Here is a 17,281-nt window from a genome sequence, read left to right on the forward strand (position 1 = left end):
CATCAGACGTCGATCCGGGACAGGCGGCGGATCACGATGAATCCGATCGCGTACAGGGCGATGGAGACAACCACTGCGACCTGGCCGATGAAGGCTCCGGTCATGCGGTCGAGTGCACCGGGCATCACCGCATTCATCAGGAGCATGGCGCCGAGTCCGAAGATGGGGACGGCGTAGGCGGTGACAGTGACCTGGGAGAGCTGGGTCTTGACCTCGCGCCGGGTCTCCTTGCGCTCCTCCAGCGTCTCGGTGAGGTTGCGCAGGGAGCTGACGACCGTACCGCCGGCCCGGTTGGACAGCACAAGGGTCGTCACGAGAACGACGAGTTCGCGCGACGGCAGCCGGTCGGTCAGTTCGCTCAGCGCATCGTCGAGGGATTCACCGACGGCCAGGCGGCGGGCGACCCGGGCCAGTTCCTCGCCCGCCGGGTCCTCCATCTCGTCCGCCGCCATGCCGATGGAGGTGCGGAGCGCCAGCCCTGCCTGGGTGGCGTTGGCGAGGATGCGGGCGAGTTCGGGGAGCTGGTTGATGAAGCGCTCGGTGCGCTTGGTCCGCTGCCAGTTCAGGAAGGCGTTGGTGCCCCAGAGCCCGATGAGTGCCGCGACCGGGCCGAAGAAGCTGGCGAGGATCGACGAGGCGATCATCCACAGCGCGGCCATCGCGGCGAGCGCGTAGACGAAGAATTCGCCGGGCGTGATCTCGAGTCCGGTGGCCGCCAGTTTCAGTTCGAGCTTGCGGCCCAGACCGGTCTTGCGCAGCCTTCGGTCGACACCCCGGAAGCGGCGGTGACGCCCACCCTCGGGGATCTGCCCGGTGTGCGACAGCCGGTCGACCAGTGCTTCCTGGTCGGCCTTCCCGCCGGAGTAGGCGTGCAGGCCCATGACGCCCGTCACGCCGCAGAGCAGCGTGACGCCGATCGTGAGAAGAGGAAGATTTGTCATGGCACAGGTACCTAGTTGGCCTCTCGGGTGGCGAGCTGTTCGGCGGACGCGGCGACTCCGAAGGCCTGCGGGATGGGCTGGCTGGCCATGTAGAGACGGTCGGCGATCTTGCGCGGGATCGGGAGGTACTGGAACTCGCCGTAGATCCGCCCGTCGGCGGCCATCGGCTGGGCGTTGAACCGGGCGACCGTCACGATGCGGTACGGGTCGCGGCCGTGCGAGTCGAGGACGGCGATCTCGGTGACCTTGCGGGAGCCGTCGGCGTGCCGGGTGAGCTGGACGATGACATCGACGGCGCTGTTGATCTGGTCGTGCAGGGCCTCGAACGGGATCTTGATCTCGGACATCGACGCCAGGGTCTGCAGACGCATGAGCGCGTCCTCGGCGTTGTTGGCGTGGACCGTGGCGAGCGAACCGTCGTGACCGGTCGACATCGCCTGGAGCATGTCGAGCGATTCGCCGCCACGGACCTCACCGACGACGATCCGGTCGGGGCGCATACGCAGGGAGTTGCGGACCAGGTCACGAATGGTGATCTGGCCCTTCCCCTCGACGTTCGCCGGACGGGACTCCAGCCGGATCACATGGCTCTGCTGGAGCTGGAGCTCGGCGGAGTCCTCGATGGTGACGATGCGCTCGCTGTTCGGGATGAGCCCGGAGAGCGCATTGAGCAGCGTCGTCTTTCCGGTACCGGTGGCCCCGGAGACGATGACGTTGAGCTTGGCCTGGACGAGCCCGGAGAGCAGGATCAGCATCTGCTCGTCGAGCGAGCCGCCGTTGATCATCTCCTGGAGCGTGAACGCCCTCGGGAAGCGTCGGATGGTGAGCGTCGCACCCGTCAACGAGAGCGGAGGAATGATCACGTTGACACGCTCACCACTGGGCAGACGTGCGTCGACCATCGGATTCGACTCGTCCACCCGGCGGTTGACGGTCGACACGATGCGCTCGATGGTCTGCATCAGCTGCTCGTGCGAACCGAAGCGCATCGGGAGCTGCTCGACCTTGCCGCTGCGCTCGACGAAGATCTGGTCAGGGCCGTTCACCATGATTTCCGTGATGGATGCGTCTTCGAGGAGCGGTTCCAGGATGCCGAGACCGAGAGCCTCGTCGACGACCCGGCGGATGAGCTGGGTGCGTTCGACGGTCGAAAGGACCGGCCCCTCACGGCTGATGATGTGACTGAGGACGCGCTCCAGCCGAGCCCGCCGGTCGGCCGCGGCGAGCGAGGACATCTCCGCCAGGTCGATCTCTTCGAGCAGCTTGGCGCGGTAGGTGGCGACCATGTGGCCGTCCTCCCGCGCCCCGCTGTGCTTCTCCGGGGCGGTGACGCGTGCCCGCAGACTCATGTCCGTAACTCCTCGCTCTGACGTACTTGTTGTGCCGCTGGTGAGGCAGCGGTGCGGTGCGCCGCGGGGTCAGGTGCGGGGCATCGTGGAGCTTCGTTCGGCCCAGCCCCAGATGTCGACGCCCGGAATGACGCGGGGCACTTTGACACGAGCGGTGCAGGTGACCTCACCGGAGGAGGAAAACCGATCCGTGATGTGCGCCCGGCGGGCGGTCCAGTCGCTCATCGCTTCCTTGGCTGCCTGCTCGTCGCAGCCGCCGCTCCGCGACATGCTGGCCATACGGGCTCCCGCGCGGGCGCCGGTGCCCGCCTGGTTGGCGGCATACGCGGCCAGGCCCAGCTGGATCGCCAGGAGAGCGACCAGGAGCAGCAGCGGGAGGAAGCCCAGGTACTCGATGGCGACCTGGCCCCGGTCACGGCGGGTGGCGTTCGGTGTCCGGACCGGCGTGTCGGTACGCATGATCATCGCTCAGCCCTCCAGCGGCGACGCGGCATTGCCGGTGACCGCGTACTTCCAGTTGAGGAGGCCGGGCACCAGGACCGGCACCTTCAGCTTGACCTCGGCTCTGTACATGCCGGACGAGACATCGGCTGTGCACTTCGGCTTCGCCGACTTCCGCCAGGCGCGAGGCAGGTGATCCAGCGCCGCACGCTGGCAGGCCGGGTTGGCACGGAACTCCGCGATGGCCCCCTTGTGGGCCGCCTCGTCCGCCGCGTTCCCCGCCAGGGAGAAGGTGTAGCCGATCAGCGCGCACTGCCACAGCACGAGCATCAGCAGGATGATCAGCGGCGTCACGCCCAGGAACTCGATCGCGGTCTGGCCACGATCACGCCTGCGCCTCCCGCTGATCCCCTCGCGGACAGGTGCGCCGTAACGCCCTCCCCGTACCTCTCGCGTCTCCCGTATTCCGGGGCCGTTCATATCGGTGGTCGTCATGGCTCAACGTGCCTCCTCGGTCGTCGCACGGCCCCCGGTGTCACCGTCGCGCCATCTGCGCGGGCGTCCGATCGAGCCTCGGTCGTTCTTGAACTTGCCGCGCTTGTCCGCGTTTTCGGGGACCTTGACGATCCCCAGCTCTCCGGCCAGGCCCCACAGCGCCTGCTTCACCGTGCTCTTGGCATCGAGTTCATGCATCCGCCCCGCGTCGACGGCGCCCTGGAGCTCCTTGAAATTCGCGGGGACGGCCGTGTTCGCCATCCGGGTCCCCGTGATCTTCTCGATCAGCGGGGGCTGGATCTCCGTGTTGCGGATGAACCGGTTGACGAGGGTGAGCGTCTCCTCCGCCTTGCGGATCTGCAGCCGGTCCCACATCCGTACGGTGCGCTTCGCGCCGCGCACCGCGATCACGTCCGGGGTGGTGACCAGCAGCGCCGTGTCCGCCATTTCGATGGCCGCCGCGCTCGCGCCCTGGAGCTGGCTGCCGCAGTCGATGACCACGACCTCGTACCGCGACCGCAGGGCGCTGACGATCTGGCGGGCCGACCGGTCGCTGACCTCCTCGCCGCGTTCGCCCTCGCCGGGCGCCAGCAGCAGGGCGAGGCCGGAGCTGTGGCTGAACACGGCGTCGGACAGGACGCGGGGAGAGATGTCGGTGATCGCCGCCAGGTCGACGACGGAGCGCCGGAACTGCACATCGAGGTACGAGGCGATGTCACCGGCCTGGAGGTCCATGTCGACGAGGGCGACCGTGCGGCCCGACGCCTGCGAGGCCAGGGCGAGCTGGACCGCGGTGACGGTGGCGCCCACACCGCCCTTGGCGCCGCTTACCGTGACGACCGTGCCGCCGGGACCGGTGAAGACATCGCCTCCGGTGCCCAGGTGGCGGCGCACTCCGACCGACCACTGGGCGGCGGACTGGACCCGGTTGACCAGCTCCTCGTAACTCAGCGGCAGGGTGACCAGGCCACGGGCGCCGGATTCCATTGCCGCGGCGAGCAGGCCGGGACTGGCGTCGGCGGTGATCAGCACGACCCCGATGGCGGGGAAGCGCAGCGAGACCTCCCGGATCAGTTCCAGAGCCGGCACCGGGCCGATCCGCTCATGGACCAGCACGACCTCGGGCAGTTCGTCGATCGACTCGCCCGCGAGCCGGGCGAGGGTGTCGATCAGCTGTGTCGAGTCTCCGACGGGAGCCCCTGGCTCGGCGTCAGGAAGCTGGCTGAGCAGGGTGGTGACGGATCTGGCCGCGTCGGGGTCGCCGACTGCCGGGAGGATCCTCGTGGTCATTCGATCCTCACTTGTCCTTGTCGAGCGTGTAGGTGCGGTCGCCCGGGCGGATGGTGCTGTCGCTGCCGGAAGCGACGAGCGCCAGGCGTACGTGCTCCGCGAAGGACTCGGCATAGGCGATGCGCTGGGTGTCGAGCGTGTTGAGCGCGAAGGTGATCGGGACGGCCTCGGTGCCCATGTTCGACTTGGCGTCCCGGCCCGGATCCAGGGCGGTCAGCTTGCCGACTTCCAGGACCTTGGCGTTGGAGACGATGACCTTCGACTGGGACTGCGCGCCGTCCCGTTCCCCGGCGAAGGTGGCATAGACGTTGACCGTCGCACCGGGGGTGATCTTGCCGGCGACACCGGTCGCGGCGTCGATCATGATGGCGATCTCCTGCTCGCCGGGCTGCAGTTCGGGACGCTTCTGCATCATGTCCGACTGGAGCAGCGAGCCCTCGCGGAGCTGGGTGATGGCTATCTTGCCGTTGATCTCGGCGAGGTCGGTCACGGCGTTGGTCGAGAGCCAGCGCTTCGGCATCTTGATCTTTTCGAACTGCCCGGAGGACAGCGCCGTGTAGGGGGCGACGTTGGACTTCACCTGGTAGGCGGAGACCTCGGGTCCGACCTTCGAGTTGACGTCGCTGATCACCGAGAGCACCCCGGCGAAGGCGCCGAAGGCGCACAGGACCGAAAGGAGCAGGAGTATCACGCCGCGGCGCTGGCGGGAGTTCATGGGCCGGACAACCTCGTTCGAATCGGATGCGTGGGGCAACGGACAGAAGGATGTGCGGTGACTCGGTTTATGTCCGAATCTGCGTCTGTATCTGCGCGTAGACCTGTCTATGGGCCTTGTGTTCCGCTTGAAGGGGACGGCATATGACAGGGAGCGGGGCGCAGGAGCGGTGGTCGGGGAAAGGTACGTGCATATATGTGCGACCGTGGAGGAATCCGGGGCACTAGGAGCCGGGTGGTGCAGGCGCCCCCTGACTGAGGACACCGTTGGAAGACATTCGGTTCTCGGGAACGTGAAGCGGTGACGTACAGAAACCGCAACGATCCCCGATGAGCTCCATTCCGCACCAGTGGCAGATCTCCCGCCTTACCGATGCGACGAGTTGGTACAGCACGGAGATGTCCGGAAGGTAAGCGGCAAATTCCACCAGCTTTCCGGTTCCCCACCAGCCGGGGGAATCGGAAGGCAGGGCGGCCTCGTGAATGGCCTGGACCTTCCATGCAGGGGCCAAGGTCTGCTGCACCCATTCGGACTGCGACTGCCCCTTGGCGACCAGCAGATCCGTGGCGAATTCCGGGCCGTCCAGGGGTTTGGCGGTCGGACCGACCTTGATGAGCTGCGGGTTCGGGCCCGCGAGGACGGCGAACTGGGAGCCCGGGACCCAGGACTTGGCGTGCGTCTTCAGGCTGACCGGAACCCGGTCCAGTTTGGTGACGGAGTTCAGCAGGGCGCCGGCGTGGATGTAGTGGGGCAGCAGCCGGGCGGCGGAGGCCACCACCCCCGGGCTGAAGTCGCAGATCGACAACTGACGCAACTGACGCACCAGTACGGCAATGCCCAAGGGTGGCAGATCCACCTTGAGCAGGGCGATCCGGTCACTTTCCAGGACCGATCTGACGGCGTGCATCCTGCGCTCATGGGCGATCGGCAGGTTGGCCGCATAGATGGCGACGACATACCCGTGCTGTTCCAGCAGCACATGCATGTCACCGATCGCCTGGTCCATGGTCTGGTCTTCCGGAGCCCGGAGTAAAGCGGCTGTCGGTGTCTGCTGGTCGGTCGGCGGCAGCACGAGATCAGCACTGGTCACTGTTATTGCGGTCGGCACGCTGGTTCCCCGTTCGGCTCCGGCCGTTGTCGTGACGACAACGGCCGCAATCGCTCCTGCTCCGTGCTTCTGCGTCAACACTTTATCCACGTCCTACCGGCCAGTGAACATCTTTCGGAGGCCAGTACGACAAGGTGTGCGCGGCGCGGGGGCGATTCGCACGGATCCCGCTGGTGCGAAATCGGACGAAACCGATACTGGTTAATTTCCGTACCACTGCGGAGGGTTACCGGACTCCGTTCCGATTCCCCCTGCTCAGAATTCGTTTGCGCACGTCAGAATGGATCTCCACGGATCGACGGCAGGCTCCGGAGGAGGGGCTCGGTCACTGTCCGGCGATCTCGGCCGCACAGATGCGAGAGGGTTCGAACGCGCGCGAAAAGATCACCGAAAAGTGTCAACGGAGGTTGCCTCCGGGCGACTTCGGACGACAGTGGACCGGATCACTGGAGCTCGCGATTCCGTCGCGCCCACCACGGCCGCCGAGCCCGCCGATCACAGCTGCTGCCGTCAGAGGTCTTGGCAACGTGCCGGCGAGCGCGTCCGCGACCGGTGGGGCTCGGCACGGCGCCCCCGTCGATGCCGGGGGCGCCGTGCCGTGCGGCGTGGTGGTGCGGTGAGGCAGGCGGGCCGGCCGGGGATCGTTCAGCCGAGGACGGCGAGCGCGTCGATCTCGATCAGCAGGCCCTTGGGAAGGCCGACGTACACCGTCGTGCGGGCGGCAGGGGCCTCCTTGAGGTTCTGCTCGCCGAAGTACGTGTTGTAGATCTCGTTCATCTCCGCGAAGTGGTCCACGTCCGTGAGGTAGACGCGCATCATCATCACGTCGTCCCAGCTCGCGCCGCCCTCCTCCAGGATCGCCTTGACGTTGGCGAACGTCTGGAGGGTCTGCTCGCGCAGCGTCGGGCCGGCCGGGGTGGGGGCCTGGCCCTCAACGGCGGGCAGGAAGCCGACCTGGCCGGCGACCTGGAGGATGTTCCCCTTCTTCACGCCGTGCGAGAACTTGGCGGGCGGCGTGGTGTGGGTGCTGGGGGTGAGGGCGGTCTTCTCGGTCATCGCGTTCAGGCTTTCTCGGGTCGGTTGGTGCCGGAGTACTCCCGGCTGATGGTGTCGGCGGTGCGGCGCACCAGCGGGAGCAGGGTGAGGAGTTCCTCGGCCGTGACCACCACATTGGGTGCGGAGACCGACAGGGCGGCGACGACACGGCCGTCCGCGCCGCGGATCGGGGCTCCGATGCAGTTGATGGACTCCTCGTGGCCGCCGAGGTCGGTGGCCCAGCCCTGTTCGCGGACGATGGCGAGCTCCTTGAGGAAGGCGCCGGCGTCCGGGACCGAACGGGACGTGTACTTGGGGTAGTCGAGCTTCTCGGCGACCGCCCGCCGCTCGGGCTCGGACAGATCCGCGAGCAGCAGCTTGGCGACGGCGGCGACGGTGATCGCGACGGGCTTGCCGATCCGCGAGTACATCCGGACCGGGTAGCGGCTCTCCACCTTGTCGATGTAGAGGACTTCCCCCTCCTCGTACACCGCGAGATGGACGGTGTGCCCGCACTGCGCGTTGAGCTCGACGAGGTGGGGGTGGGCGATCTCGCGTACGTCGAGGTTCTCGACGGCCTCCTGCGCGAGGGCGATGAGACGGGCTCCGAGGCGGTAGCGCTGGTCCTGCTGGCGGTAGACGAGACCGTGTTCGTGCAGCGTACGGAGCAGGCGGAGCGCGGTCGACTTGTGGACGCCGAGGCGGTCGGCGACCTGGCCGAGGTCGGCTGGGCCCTCGGCGAGGAGCGGGAGGATGCTCAGTGCGCGGTCGACGGTCTGGCTCATGTCGGGTGTACCTCCTGCGGGGCCGGGCTCCGGTCGATGCCGGCGTGGCCGGCTGCCGTCCAGCCGGGACCGAGACGAAGTCTCTCCCAGGCGGCGTCGTCGAGAGCGACGAGTTCGTCGGCGTGGGAGCGGACCGGCGGGTCGGTGAGGTCGCCGGGGACGGTGAGGACGGCGGCGGCCATGAGGTGGCCGTGGCGGACGCGGTCGCGGACGGGGAGCTCGCGGAGAGTGGCGGAGAGGAAACCGGCGGCGAAGGCGTCGCCCGCGCCGACGGCGGCGACGACGTCCACGTGAAGGGCGGGGACGGTGGTGACGGAAGAATCAGCCCGCCCGGTGATCGAGGAGCGGGGATCGGGGCGGCGCCCCGAGAAGACCGTCGCCCCCTCCGGCCCCCGCTTGACCACGAGCATCGTCGGCTCCGGCAGCGCCTCACGGATGGCGTCGGCGCCCCGCAGTCCCCACGCCTCCTCCGCCTCGTCCTCACCGACGAAGACGAGATCGGCGCGGCGCGCCAGGTCGAGCAGCACGCCCGGTCCCTCGTCGCCGGTACGCCACAGGTTCGGGCGGTGGTTCACGTCGAAGGAGATCAGCGGGCGGCCCGGGCGGGGCTCGGTGAGGGAGCGGAGCAGGGACAGGCAGTCGGCGGAGAGGGCCGCCGTGATACCGGTCAGGTGCAGGATGCGCGCGTCGAGCAGGTCCTCGTACGGAACGTTCGCGGGGGACATCGCGGAGGCCGCCGAACCGGCCCGGTAGTACGCGACCTCATGGGTACTCGCCGCCCGGTCCGCCGCCGTACGGAAGTAGATGCCGGTGGGGCGGTCGGGATCGCGCCGGACTGCCGAGGTGTCGACCCCGTAGGCCGCGATCGCGTCGACGAGATGGTCACCGAACCCGTCCGCACCGACCCGGCCGACCCACTTCGCGCGGTGTCCGGCCGTCGCGAGCGCGCAGGCGACGTTGGACTCGGCGCCCCCGATCGCGCGCCCGAAGGACGGGACGTCGGCGAGGCGGCCGGGCTGCGAGGGCAGGAACGTCACCATGGACTCACCGAGGCAGACGACATCGGCGGTGGTGGCTCCACGTTTCGCGGCTGCGGGTCCGGACACTCGGGCTCCTCGGTGGTCAGCGCTCCGCACCGGCTCTCGTCTTTGACCCGGCATCGGCTCGGATGCTAGACAGCGTCAAGCGATATGCGCAATGTGTGTTGCATATGGTGCAACGAACAGATTTCGAGGAGGGTCCATGGCCGCCGACGAGAACGTCGCGAAAGCTCCCTACACGCTTGGTGAACTCGCCGCCGAGCGCGTCGACCACCGCTTCAAGTCGCTCCCGCCCGACGCCGACGGGCTCACGGTCGGCGCCCTCGCCGCCGAGCGCCGCAACCTCTTCACCGGCGGCTTCACGACGCCCGTCCTCGCCCTCTCCGCCGAGTCCGTCGCGCACAACCTTGCGCTGCTGGAGACGTACGCCGACCGTCACGGCCTCGCGTTCGCGCCGCACGGCAAGACGTCCATGGCGCCGCAGCTCTTCGCCCGGCAGCTGGAGCACGGCGCGTGGGGCATCACAGCCGCCGTTCCGCACCAGGTCCGGGTGTACCGCGCGTACGGCATCGAGCGGATCTTCCTCGCCAACGAGCTCGTGGACGCGGTCGCACTGCGCTGGCTCGCCGGCGAGCTGGACTCCGACCCCGGCTTCCACTTCATCTGTTACGTCGACTCGGTGCGCGGCGTCGAGCTGATGGACGAAGCGCTGCGCGCCGCGGGTGCGGTACGTCCGGTCGACGTGGTAGTGGAACTCGGCGCCGGCGAAGGGGCCCGCACAGGTGCCCGCACCGAGGCCGACTGCGCGGCGGTCGCCGACGCGGTGGCCGCGGTGGGGACGCTGCGCCTGGTCGGGGTCGCCGGTTACGAGGGCGAGGTGCCGGACGCGTCCACGGAGCGGGTCCGGGACTGGCTGCACCGGCTCGTCCGGGTGGCCGCCGACTTCGACAAGGCGGGCCGGTTCGCCGCACTGGCTGCCGACGACCGGATCGTGATCAGCGCGGGCGGCAGCGCCTGGTTCGACACGGTCGCGGACGTCTTCGCGGAGATCCCCGAACTCACGCGTTCGGTATGCAAGTTGCTGCGTTCGGGGGCGTACGTCTCACACGACGACGGGCACTACCTGCGCATCACCCCGTTCAAACGGGTCCCGGAGGAGGGCGCCCTGCAGCCCGCGTTCCGCCTCTGGGCCCAGGTCGTCTCGCGGCCGTCCGACGAGCAGGCGTTCGTGAACGCGGGGAAGCGGGACGCGGCGTACGACCTCGATCTTCCGCAGGCGCAGGTCGTACGGTCCGGGCGGGACGGCTCGGTGCGCGCCGCCACCGGCATCACCGTCACCAAGCTGTCCGACCAGCACGCGTGGCTGCGCACCGAGGCCGGGGCGGAGCTGGAGGTCGGGGACTGGGTCGGCATGGGGCTGTCGCACCCGTGCACGTCGTTCGACAAGTGGCAGTTGATTCCGCTTGTCGAGGCGGACGGCACGGTCACGGACTACATCCGCACGTTCTTCTGACCCCTGCGGGCGTTGTCCTCGATTTCCGCTCCAGCCCCTCCGGCGTTTTCCCCTCCAGCCCCTCCGGCGATTGAGGAGCGGGGGTCCGGGGGCAGCACCCCCGCTGCGGGAAGGGGCGGGGAGGGGAAAGAACACCGGCACGGAAAGGCCGCACACCATGGATCTCGTCATCCGCGACGCCGCCGTCATCGACGGCACCGGCACCCCCTCCTACCGCGCCGACATCGGCATCACCGACGGCCGGATCTCGGAGATCCGCAAGGAGAGCGAGGGGCACGGCCCCCGCCCGACCGCCCGCCGCACCCTCGACGCCGGCGGCCTCGCCCTCTCCCCCGGCTTCGTCGACATGCACGCCCACAGCGACCTCGCGCTTCTCCGCGATCCGGATCACAGCGCGAAGGCCGCCCAGGGCGTCACCCTCGAAGTGCTCGGCCAGGACGGGCTGTCGTACGCCCCGGTCGACACCCGCACCCTCGCCGAGGTGCGGAAGGCGATCACCGGCTGGAACGGCGACGGCGATGACATCGACTTCGACTGGCGCACGGTCGGCGAGTACCTGGACCGCCTCGACCGCAACTTCGGCGGCGAGGGCATCGCGGTCAACGCCGCGTACCTCATCCCGCAGGGCACCGTTCGGATGTACGCCGTCGGCTGGGACGACCGCCCCGCCACCGACGCCGAGCTGACCCGGATGAAGGAGCTCGTCGCGCAGGGGATGGCGGACGGTGCGGTCGGCATGTCGTCCGGGCTGACATACACCCCCGGCATGTATGCCGACGACGCCGAACTCACCGAGCTGTGCCGGGTGGTGGCCCGGTACGACGGCTACTACTGCCCGCACCACCGTTCGTACGGGGCGGGTGCGCTCGGCGCGTACGAGGAGATGGTCCGGCTCACCCGTCCCCGAGCTCCAAAGGGAGCAGGGGAGGCCCCATTCGCGGGCTGCGCCCTCCATCTCGCCCACGCCACCATGAACTTCGGGGTGAACAAGGGCAGGGCGCCGGACCTGCTGGCCCTCCTCGACGACGCGCTCGCCGCGGGTGCGGACATCTCCCTCGACACGTATCCGTACACCCCCGGCTGCACCACGCTCGTCGCCATGCTGCCCAGTTGGGCGAGCGAGGGCGGCCCGGAGGCCGTCCTGGCACGGCTCGCGGACGACGCGACGGCGGAAACCGTCCGCCACCACCTGGAGGTCCTCGGCTCGGACGGCTGCCACGGCGTGCCGATCGAGTGGGACACCATCGAGATCTCCGGTGTGAGCGTGCCCGCCCTCGCCGACCATGTCGGCCGTACGGTGGCCGAGTCCGCGCGGCTGCGGGGCGAGGCCCCCTGGGTGACCGCCCGGCGGCTGCTCCTCGACGACCGGCTCGGTTCGACGATCCTGCAGCATGTCGGCCACGAGGAGAACGTCCGGCAGATCATGCGCCACCGCGTCCACACCGGCGGCAGCGACGGCATCCTTCAGGGCGACAAGCCCCACCCGCGCGCGTACGGCACGTTCCCTCAGTATCTCGGCCGGTATGTAAGGGAGTTGGGCATCCTTTCGCTGGAGGAGTGCATCGCCCACCTCACCTCCCGCCCGGCGGCCCGGCTGCGGCTGCCCGACCGGGGGTACGTCCGCGAGGGCTACCGCGCCGACCTGGTCCTCTTCGATCCGGCGACGGTGGCGGCGGGCTCGACCTTCGAGGCGCCGCGCACGCTGCCGGTGGGCATCCCGCACGTCCTGATCGACGGCCGCTTCGTCATCGAGGACGGCAGGCGGACCCCGGTGCTGGCAGGACGGGCGGTCCGGCCGTCCCGGCCGGTGCGCGGCTCACGGTGACCCTCCTCACCCCTCCGCCCGCTCCTTCGCCCAGGCCAGGTCCTCCTCGGTCGGGGCGTCGTCCTGGGTCAGCCTGCGCCGCCAGTAGCCACTGAACTCCACCGCCTGCCTGGGCATCCCGCGCTCCTCGACCAGGTGGCGACGGAGCGTCCGTACGGTCCCCGCCTCCCCCGCGAGCCATGCGGCCCCCGCCCCCGCCTCGCCCGGCAGCTCCGCCGCGCGGACCACGTCCGTCAGCTCCTCCCCCGCGTGCACCCAGCGCACGGTCACCTCGGCGGCGGACGAGAGCCGCTGCTCCTCCCCCGCGTCGGCAACCGCCACGTACGCCGCCGCGCGCATGCCGGCCGGCAGCGCTTCGAGCAGCGTGCCGATCGCGGGGAGCGCTGTCGCGTCCCCGGCCAGCAGCAGCCAGTCGGAGGCGGGCAGCGGCCGGGCGTACGCCGAGGACGGGCCGACCATGCCGAGTACGTCCCCGGGCTGCGCGGTCCGTCCCCAGCGGGAAGCGGGTCCGGTGTCGCCGTGGAGCACGAAGTCGACGGTCATCTCGTTGCGCTCACGGTCGTACGCCCGGACGGTGAAGCTCCGCATCCACGGCCGGTCGGCCTCCGGGATCGCGAGGTACGCCTCGTACCACCGCATCCCGTACGTGTCGTCGGGGTCCTGCTCCGGCAGGACGGGCGCGCCCTGCCCCTTCGGGAAGCAGAGCTTCATCTGCTGATCCGGCCGGTCCTCGATCAGACCGGCCAGCACATCTCCGGTAAAGGTGACGCGCGCCGTCCGCGGCGTGATCCGTTCCACGCCCACCACCTGGACGTACGACACCGGAAGCGACTGACTCATCGGATCGGCCACCTACTTTCTCCCTGATACCTTATGCCGTAAAGAGTCGCTGCGAAGTTACTTTATGGCGTAAGGAGTCGCAAGTGGTGGTCTATGCGGGACAGGGCGACGCCCGCCGTTCGATGGCCCTGCTGTGGCGCACGGAGAGCGCTCCGGCACCGGGCGGAACGGGACCGGCCCGGTCGGGACCCAAGCCCGGACTGACCGTGGACGCGATCGTGAGCGCCGCCGTCGCCGTCGCCGACGAGGACGGCATGGCGGCGCTCTCGATGCGCGCCGTGGGCGAGCGGCTCGGCCGGACGGCCATGGCCCTCTACACGTACGTCCCCGGAAGGAGCGAGCTCCTGGACCTGATGTACGACGCGGTGCATGCCGAACTCCCGTCCGACTACCCGGACACGGACAACTGGCGTGCTTCCCTCACGCGCTGGGCGGAGGACACCCTCGCCTTCCATCTCCGCCACCCGTGGGTGCTCCAGGTCTCCCAGGCCCGACCGGTGCTGGGCCCGCACGAGTACGCCGCCCTCAACACCCTCGTACGTCTTCTGTACGGGACCGGGCTCGACGCGCATCTCCTGCGGCGGCTGATCGGCACACTGTTCCACTTCGTCCGCGGCTCGGCGCAGACGGTCGCCGAGTCCCGGCTGGCCGCTGCGGTGACCGGCCAGTCCGACGAGGAGTGGTGGTTCGCCCGCTCGGCGCTGCTCGGCGAGGTGGCCCCCGACTTCGCGGACCGCTTCCCGGACGTCGGCCGCCTGGAGAGCGAGAGCACACCCGAGCCGCCACCGGCCGACGACCCGGTGCCCTACCTGGAGCGTCAGGCGCGCGAGACGTTCACCGCCGGGCTGGGCGTGCTGCTGGACGGAATCGAGGCGGCGGTGCGACGCACGGGCGCGCCGTGAGACCTGCGGGGTCTCACGGCGCGCGGGAACAGGTGCACGACGGTCGGGCGTCTGCGCCAACGGCCGGTGGCGCAGGACCTGACGCCCCGCCGCTCGCACTCTGCGGGACCACGCCCCGCGCGCGTCACCGGGGGCGGGCCGGGCGACGCGCGCGGACGTTTTCCGGCTACGGCTTGGGCAGGGTGCACCCGGTCCGGTTGAGGTCGATCTGACTGCCGGCGCCGATGCACGGCACGATGCCGTACGTCTCCTGGGCGTAGTTGATGCCCTGGCGGACCGTCACATTGCCGCTCTCGTCAACCTCACACGGATTGTTGACCGTGCACTGCTGCCCGTCCTCGTTACCGGTGTTGTTGACGGCGACGACCTTGCCGGTCGCGTTGTCGATCACCGGGGAGCCGGACGTGCCGCCGATGGTCTGGCAGGCGGAGGTGTAGCGGACCGAGTCCTTCCATGTCCACGAGCCCTCCTTCATGCGGTAGACGAAGCCGTCGATGTTGCAGCTGTACGTGCGCTTCCAGTAGCCGGAGACGACCGTGATCGCGGTGCCCTGGACCGGGTGCGCGGCGTTGAGCTCCAGCGCCTTGATGCCGTAGGTGCTCTCGATCTGGGCGTAGGTACGGGTGAGTTGATACAGCGATATGTCGGTGTCGGTCATCGTCCCGTACGCGATCTTGCTGGCGCGCAGGGTGCCGACTCCGCTGCCCGCGGAGTTCAGCAGGGTGAAGCTGCGGGTGGACTTCCGGCCGAGGACGACCTCACCCGGACCGGGGAAGCCGGTCTCCAGGCAGTGCCCGTTGGAGAGCACGAGCGCCGGGTCGCTCGGGAGCGAGGCGGCCGTGCGGACCACGGAGCCGGAACAGTTGCTGAGCGCGACCGTACCGGCGAAGTCGACCGCCTTGGCCGTGACCTGCTGAACCTGCGTCGTCTTCTGCGGCGCGGCCGCGTCGTGGCTTGTGGCCGCGACAGCGGGTGCCGTTCCCACTCCGAGGAGGAGAACGGCGAAAAGCGCGCCGAGGAGAGGCTTCTTCATGTGGGGGTCCCCTCTATGACCTCTGTGACCGAAGTTCCTTCGGTTTTGTCATGCGCATTGTTAGGGGTGCGCGTGTCCGGGGCAAGACCGCCTTCCGGCCTCGGGACCCTCGTTAGGCTGTACGCATGGTGCAGAGCAAGGCGGAGGACGTCGACGGATACCTGTCCGAGGTGCCGGAGGAGCGCCGGGACGCCCTGGTCGGACTGCGGTTGATGTGCCGCCAGGAGCTCAAGGGCTTCGGCGAGATCATGGCCTACGGAATGCCCGCCTACGAACGGGACGGCGTCGTCGAGATCGCCTTCGCGAGCCAGAAGAACTACGTCTCCTTCTACCTGCTGCGCACCGATGTCCGCGCGGCATTCGAGGAGCGGCTGGCCGGACAGGACATGGGCAAGGGCTGCCTGCGCTTCCGCAAACCGGAGAACATCGACTTCGACCTGGTGCGCGACCTGTTGAGGGCCACTGCGGCCCGGCCGGGAACAGTCTGCTGACGGGGTGGCCGGTCAGCCGCGTGCGGTTCGGGCTCCACCGCCGTGCGGCCCCGACAACACGCCGCGGGGCCGTCCCCCGCCGGCCGACGACAGGAACGAAGAGGTACCGGCCGCCGGTAGTCCGCCACCTCTCAGCGGGCCGACGGGGATGCCTGCGCCGGTACCCGCGGCTCGGCCGGTGCGCCGAAGCGGGCCAGGCAGTGCCAGACCATCTTCAGCGACTGCGTCTCGTAACGGCCCGTCCGCGCCGCGTCCCCGATGATCCGCGGATCGAGCACGCCGCCCTCCGCGATCTCCGCGCCGAGGTCCACGAACTCCTGCCCTCGGTAGTCCGCGTGTTGGTGCAACTCGTCGACGAACAGCCTGACTCCGCCGTGCCATTCCGTGGGACACGGCAGTCGGCGGGCGGCTTCCTCCACGGCGGTGCCGCGGTGGCTCGGGTCGAGAACCAGAGCCTCCATATGACGGTCGAGCACCACCGGGCCGTGCACCTGCGCCTCGATGTAGTCGTTGAGCGCGTCCTGACTGTCGGCCTCGGCCAGTTCGATGAGCCGCATACGGTCGGCCACGCCGAAGTCCGTGGGTTCGGCGGCACTGTCCGGGTAGCAGAAGGTGGCGCGCGAAAGCGCCTCGGCGGTCAGCCGGAAGTGCGCCGAGCCGAAGCGTGGCGCCGCCCCGACCTCCTTGCACCGGAAGTTCAACGCCCCGTACACCGGCCGCTGTTCACCGGGCACACCGTCGTACGCACCGCCGAAGATCCGGCTCTCCCAGCGCCACCGGTCGCCGCCGGGGTGCGCGGTCAGCCCGCCGTTGCTGGTACCGGTGACGAATTGCGAGTGGTAGACGCCGTCCTCGGCCAGCTTGGCCAGGATCGGGCGGTCGCCCGCCATCCGGTCGGGGTGGAAGTTCAGCGTGAGCGCCACGGCCCGGTCCAGTGGCTGCCCCGAGGAGAGAGAAGCGACATGTCTCAGGGCGCGCGCCGAGGCGGAGGCGGATGAGGGATCAGCTGTCACCGGCGCAGTCTGCCGGAACGCGGTCCGCCGTCGCATGTGGATTGCGCGTGTCCGGCACGCCCTCGGAGTCGCCCCGGGCGCCATCGGGGATGCCCGGAACACCTTCGGGGGCGCCCTGACCGAGCACATGCTCCCGTCCCCACGCGCCGAGCGGCCCGAGCGCCTCGTTGAGCGCGAACCCGAGCGGGGTCAGCGAGTACTCGACGCGGGGCGGCACCTCGGCATGCACCTTCCGGTGCACGATGCCGTCGTCCTCCAGTTCCCGCAGATGCGAGGTGAGCACCTTCTCGGTGATCCCCGGCACCAGTCTGCGCAGCTCGCCGAAGCGGCACGTCTGCTCGTTCAGCGCCCAGAGGATCAGCACCTTCCACTTGCCGCCGATGACATCCATCGCCGCGTCGATCCCGCAGACGAACGCCCCCGGCCTCCGCACGGTCCCCATGCCCCACCCCTCCCACCTGGTCA

At 69.5% G+C, this 17,281-nt stretch carries 18 protein-coding genes; 4 read left to right on the top strand and 14 right to left on the bottom strand.

The window, feature by feature from the left end:
• Window positions 1–2 precede the first annotated feature (2 nt).
• The 10 genes from ACNPQM_RS20535 to ACNPQM_RS20580 all read right to left on the bottom strand — a co-directional run bounded on the left by ACNPQM_RS20535 (window position 3) and on the right by ACNPQM_RS20580 (window position 9,265).
• Window positions 3–941: a type II secretion system F family protein gene (locus ACNPQM_RS20535; protein WP_358857888.1), complete on the bottom strand. Its 939-nt coding sequence runs from the start codon at window positions 939–941 to the stop codon at window positions 3–5.
• A gap of 11 nt (window positions 942–952) precedes the next feature.
• Window positions 953–2,290 (bottom strand): CpaF family protein, encoded by a 1,338-nt coding sequence (locus ACNPQM_RS20540; RefSeq protein ID WP_418085160.1) that lies wholly within the window; start codon window positions 2,288–2,290, stop codon window positions 953–955.
• Window positions 2,291–2,359: 69 nt separating this feature from the next.
• Window positions 2,360–2,755: a TadE/TadG family type IV pilus assembly protein gene (locus ACNPQM_RS20545; RefSeq protein ID WP_418085161.1), complete on the bottom strand. Its 396-nt coding sequence runs from the start codon at window positions 2,753–2,755 to the stop codon at window positions 2,360–2,362.
• 3 nt (window positions 2,756–2,758) lie between these two features.
• The gene (locus tag ACNPQM_RS20550) at window positions 2,759–3,226 is read right to left on the bottom strand and encodes a TadE family protein (RefSeq protein WP_418085162.1); all 468 of its coding nucleotides are present in this window, start codon (window positions 3,224–3,226) and stop codon (window positions 2,759–2,761) included.
• Window positions 3,227–3,229: 3 nt separating this feature from the next.
• Window positions 3,230–4,516: an AAA family ATPase gene (locus tag ACNPQM_RS20555; protein ID WP_418085163.1), complete on the bottom strand. Its 1,287-nt coding sequence runs from the start codon at window positions 4,514–4,516 to the stop codon at window positions 3,230–3,232.
• A gap of 7 nt (window positions 4,517–4,523) precedes the next feature.
• Window positions 4,524–5,231, bottom strand: a complete 708-nt coding sequence (gene cpaB, locus ACNPQM_RS20560) for a Flp pilus assembly protein CpaB (protein WP_418085164.1) — start codon at window positions 5,229–5,231, stop codon at window positions 4,524–4,526.
• A 223-nt stretch (window positions 5,232–5,454) separates the two neighbouring features.
• Window positions 5,455–6,339, bottom strand: a complete 885-nt coding sequence (locus ACNPQM_RS20565; RefSeq protein WP_418085165.1) for a hypothetical protein — start codon at window positions 6,337–6,339, stop codon at window positions 5,455–5,457.
• A gap of 645 nt (window positions 6,340–6,984) precedes the next feature.
• Window positions 6,985–7,395 (bottom strand): RidA family protein, encoded by a 411-nt coding sequence (locus tag ACNPQM_RS20570; RefSeq protein ID WP_037688571.1) that lies wholly within the window; start codon window positions 7,393–7,395, stop codon window positions 6,985–6,987.
• A gap of 5 nt (window positions 7,396–7,400) precedes the next feature.
• Window positions 7,401–8,159 (bottom strand): IclR family transcriptional regulator, encoded by a 759-nt coding sequence (locus ACNPQM_RS20575; RefSeq protein WP_418085166.1) that lies wholly within the window; start codon window positions 8,157–8,159, stop codon window positions 7,401–7,403.
• On the bottom strand, window positions 8,156–9,265 hold the full coding sequence (locus ACNPQM_RS20580) for a sugar kinase (protein WP_418085167.1): 1,110 nt from the start codon (window positions 9,263–9,265) through the stop codon (window positions 8,156–8,158). Before ACNPQM_RS20580 ends, ACNPQM_RS20575 begins: the two co-directional genes overlap by 4 nt.
• A 136-nt stretch (window positions 9,266–9,401) precedes the next feature.
• Between ACNPQM_RS20580 and ACNPQM_RS20585 the strand changes: the two genes are divergently transcribed.
• Entirely contained in the window at window positions 9,402–10,712 is a 1,311-nt protein-coding gene (locus ACNPQM_RS20585) for an amino acid deaminase (RefSeq protein ID WP_418085168.1), read from the top strand.
• 103 nt (window positions 10,713–10,815) lie between these two features.
• Window positions 10,816–12,537, top strand: a complete 1,722-nt coding sequence (locus ACNPQM_RS20590) for an N-acyl-D-amino-acid deacylase family protein (protein ID WP_418085190.1) — start codon at window positions 10,816–10,818, stop codon at window positions 12,535–12,537.
• A 6-nt stretch (window positions 12,538–12,543) separates the two neighbouring features.
• On the opposite strand, the gene ACNPQM_RS20595 is transcribed toward ACNPQM_RS20590, so the two are convergent.
• Window positions 12,544–13,377, bottom strand: coding sequence for a siderophore-interacting protein (locus tag ACNPQM_RS20595; protein ID WP_418085169.1), 834 nt, complete (start codon window positions 13,375–13,377; stop codon window positions 12,544–12,546).
• A gap of 83 nt (window positions 13,378–13,460) precedes the next feature.
• Between ACNPQM_RS20595 and ACNPQM_RS20600 the strand changes: the two genes are divergently transcribed.
• Window positions 13,461–14,279, top strand: a complete 819-nt coding sequence (locus ACNPQM_RS20600) for a TetR/AcrR family transcriptional regulator C-terminal domain-containing protein (RefSeq protein ID WP_418085170.1) — start codon at window positions 13,461–13,463, stop codon at window positions 14,277–14,279.
• A 166-nt stretch (window positions 14,280–14,445) separates the two neighbouring features.
• Here ACNPQM_RS20600 and ACNPQM_RS20605 read toward each other — a convergent pair whose 3' ends face one another.
• A complete protein-coding gene (locus ACNPQM_RS20605) occupies window positions 14,446–15,312 on the bottom strand; it encodes a S1 family peptidase (RefSeq protein WP_418085171.1) in 867 nt (288 codons plus the stop codon).
• 125 nt (window positions 15,313–15,437) lie between these two features.
• Between ACNPQM_RS20605 and ACNPQM_RS20610 the strand changes: the two genes are divergently transcribed.
• A complete protein-coding gene (locus ACNPQM_RS20610) occupies window positions 15,438–15,803 on the top strand; it encodes an iron chaperone (protein ID WP_418085172.1) in 366 nt (121 codons plus the stop codon).
• A gap of 131 nt (window positions 15,804–15,934) precedes the next feature.
• Here ACNPQM_RS20610 and ACNPQM_RS20615 read toward each other — a convergent pair whose 3' ends face one another.
• Both ACNPQM_RS20615 and ACNPQM_RS20620 read right to left on the bottom strand, forming a co-directional pair.
• Entirely contained in the window at window positions 15,935–16,816 is an 882-nt protein-coding gene (locus ACNPQM_RS20615; RefSeq protein WP_418085173.1) for a DUF3626 domain-containing protein, read from the bottom strand.
• The gene (locus ACNPQM_RS20620) at window positions 16,806–17,258 is read right to left on the bottom strand and encodes a winged helix-turn-helix transcriptional regulator (RefSeq protein ID WP_418085174.1); all 453 of its coding nucleotides are present in this window, start codon (window positions 17,256–17,258) and stop codon (window positions 16,806–16,808) included. Before ACNPQM_RS20620 ends, ACNPQM_RS20615 begins: the two co-directional genes overlap by 11 nt.
• Window positions 17,259–17,281: the final 23 nt, after the last annotated feature.

It is taken from the genome of Streptomyces sp. NPDC056231 (assembly GCF_048270745.1).
Classification (GTDB): domain Bacteria; phylum Actinomycetota; class Actinomycetes; order Streptomycetales; family Streptomycetaceae; genus Streptomyces.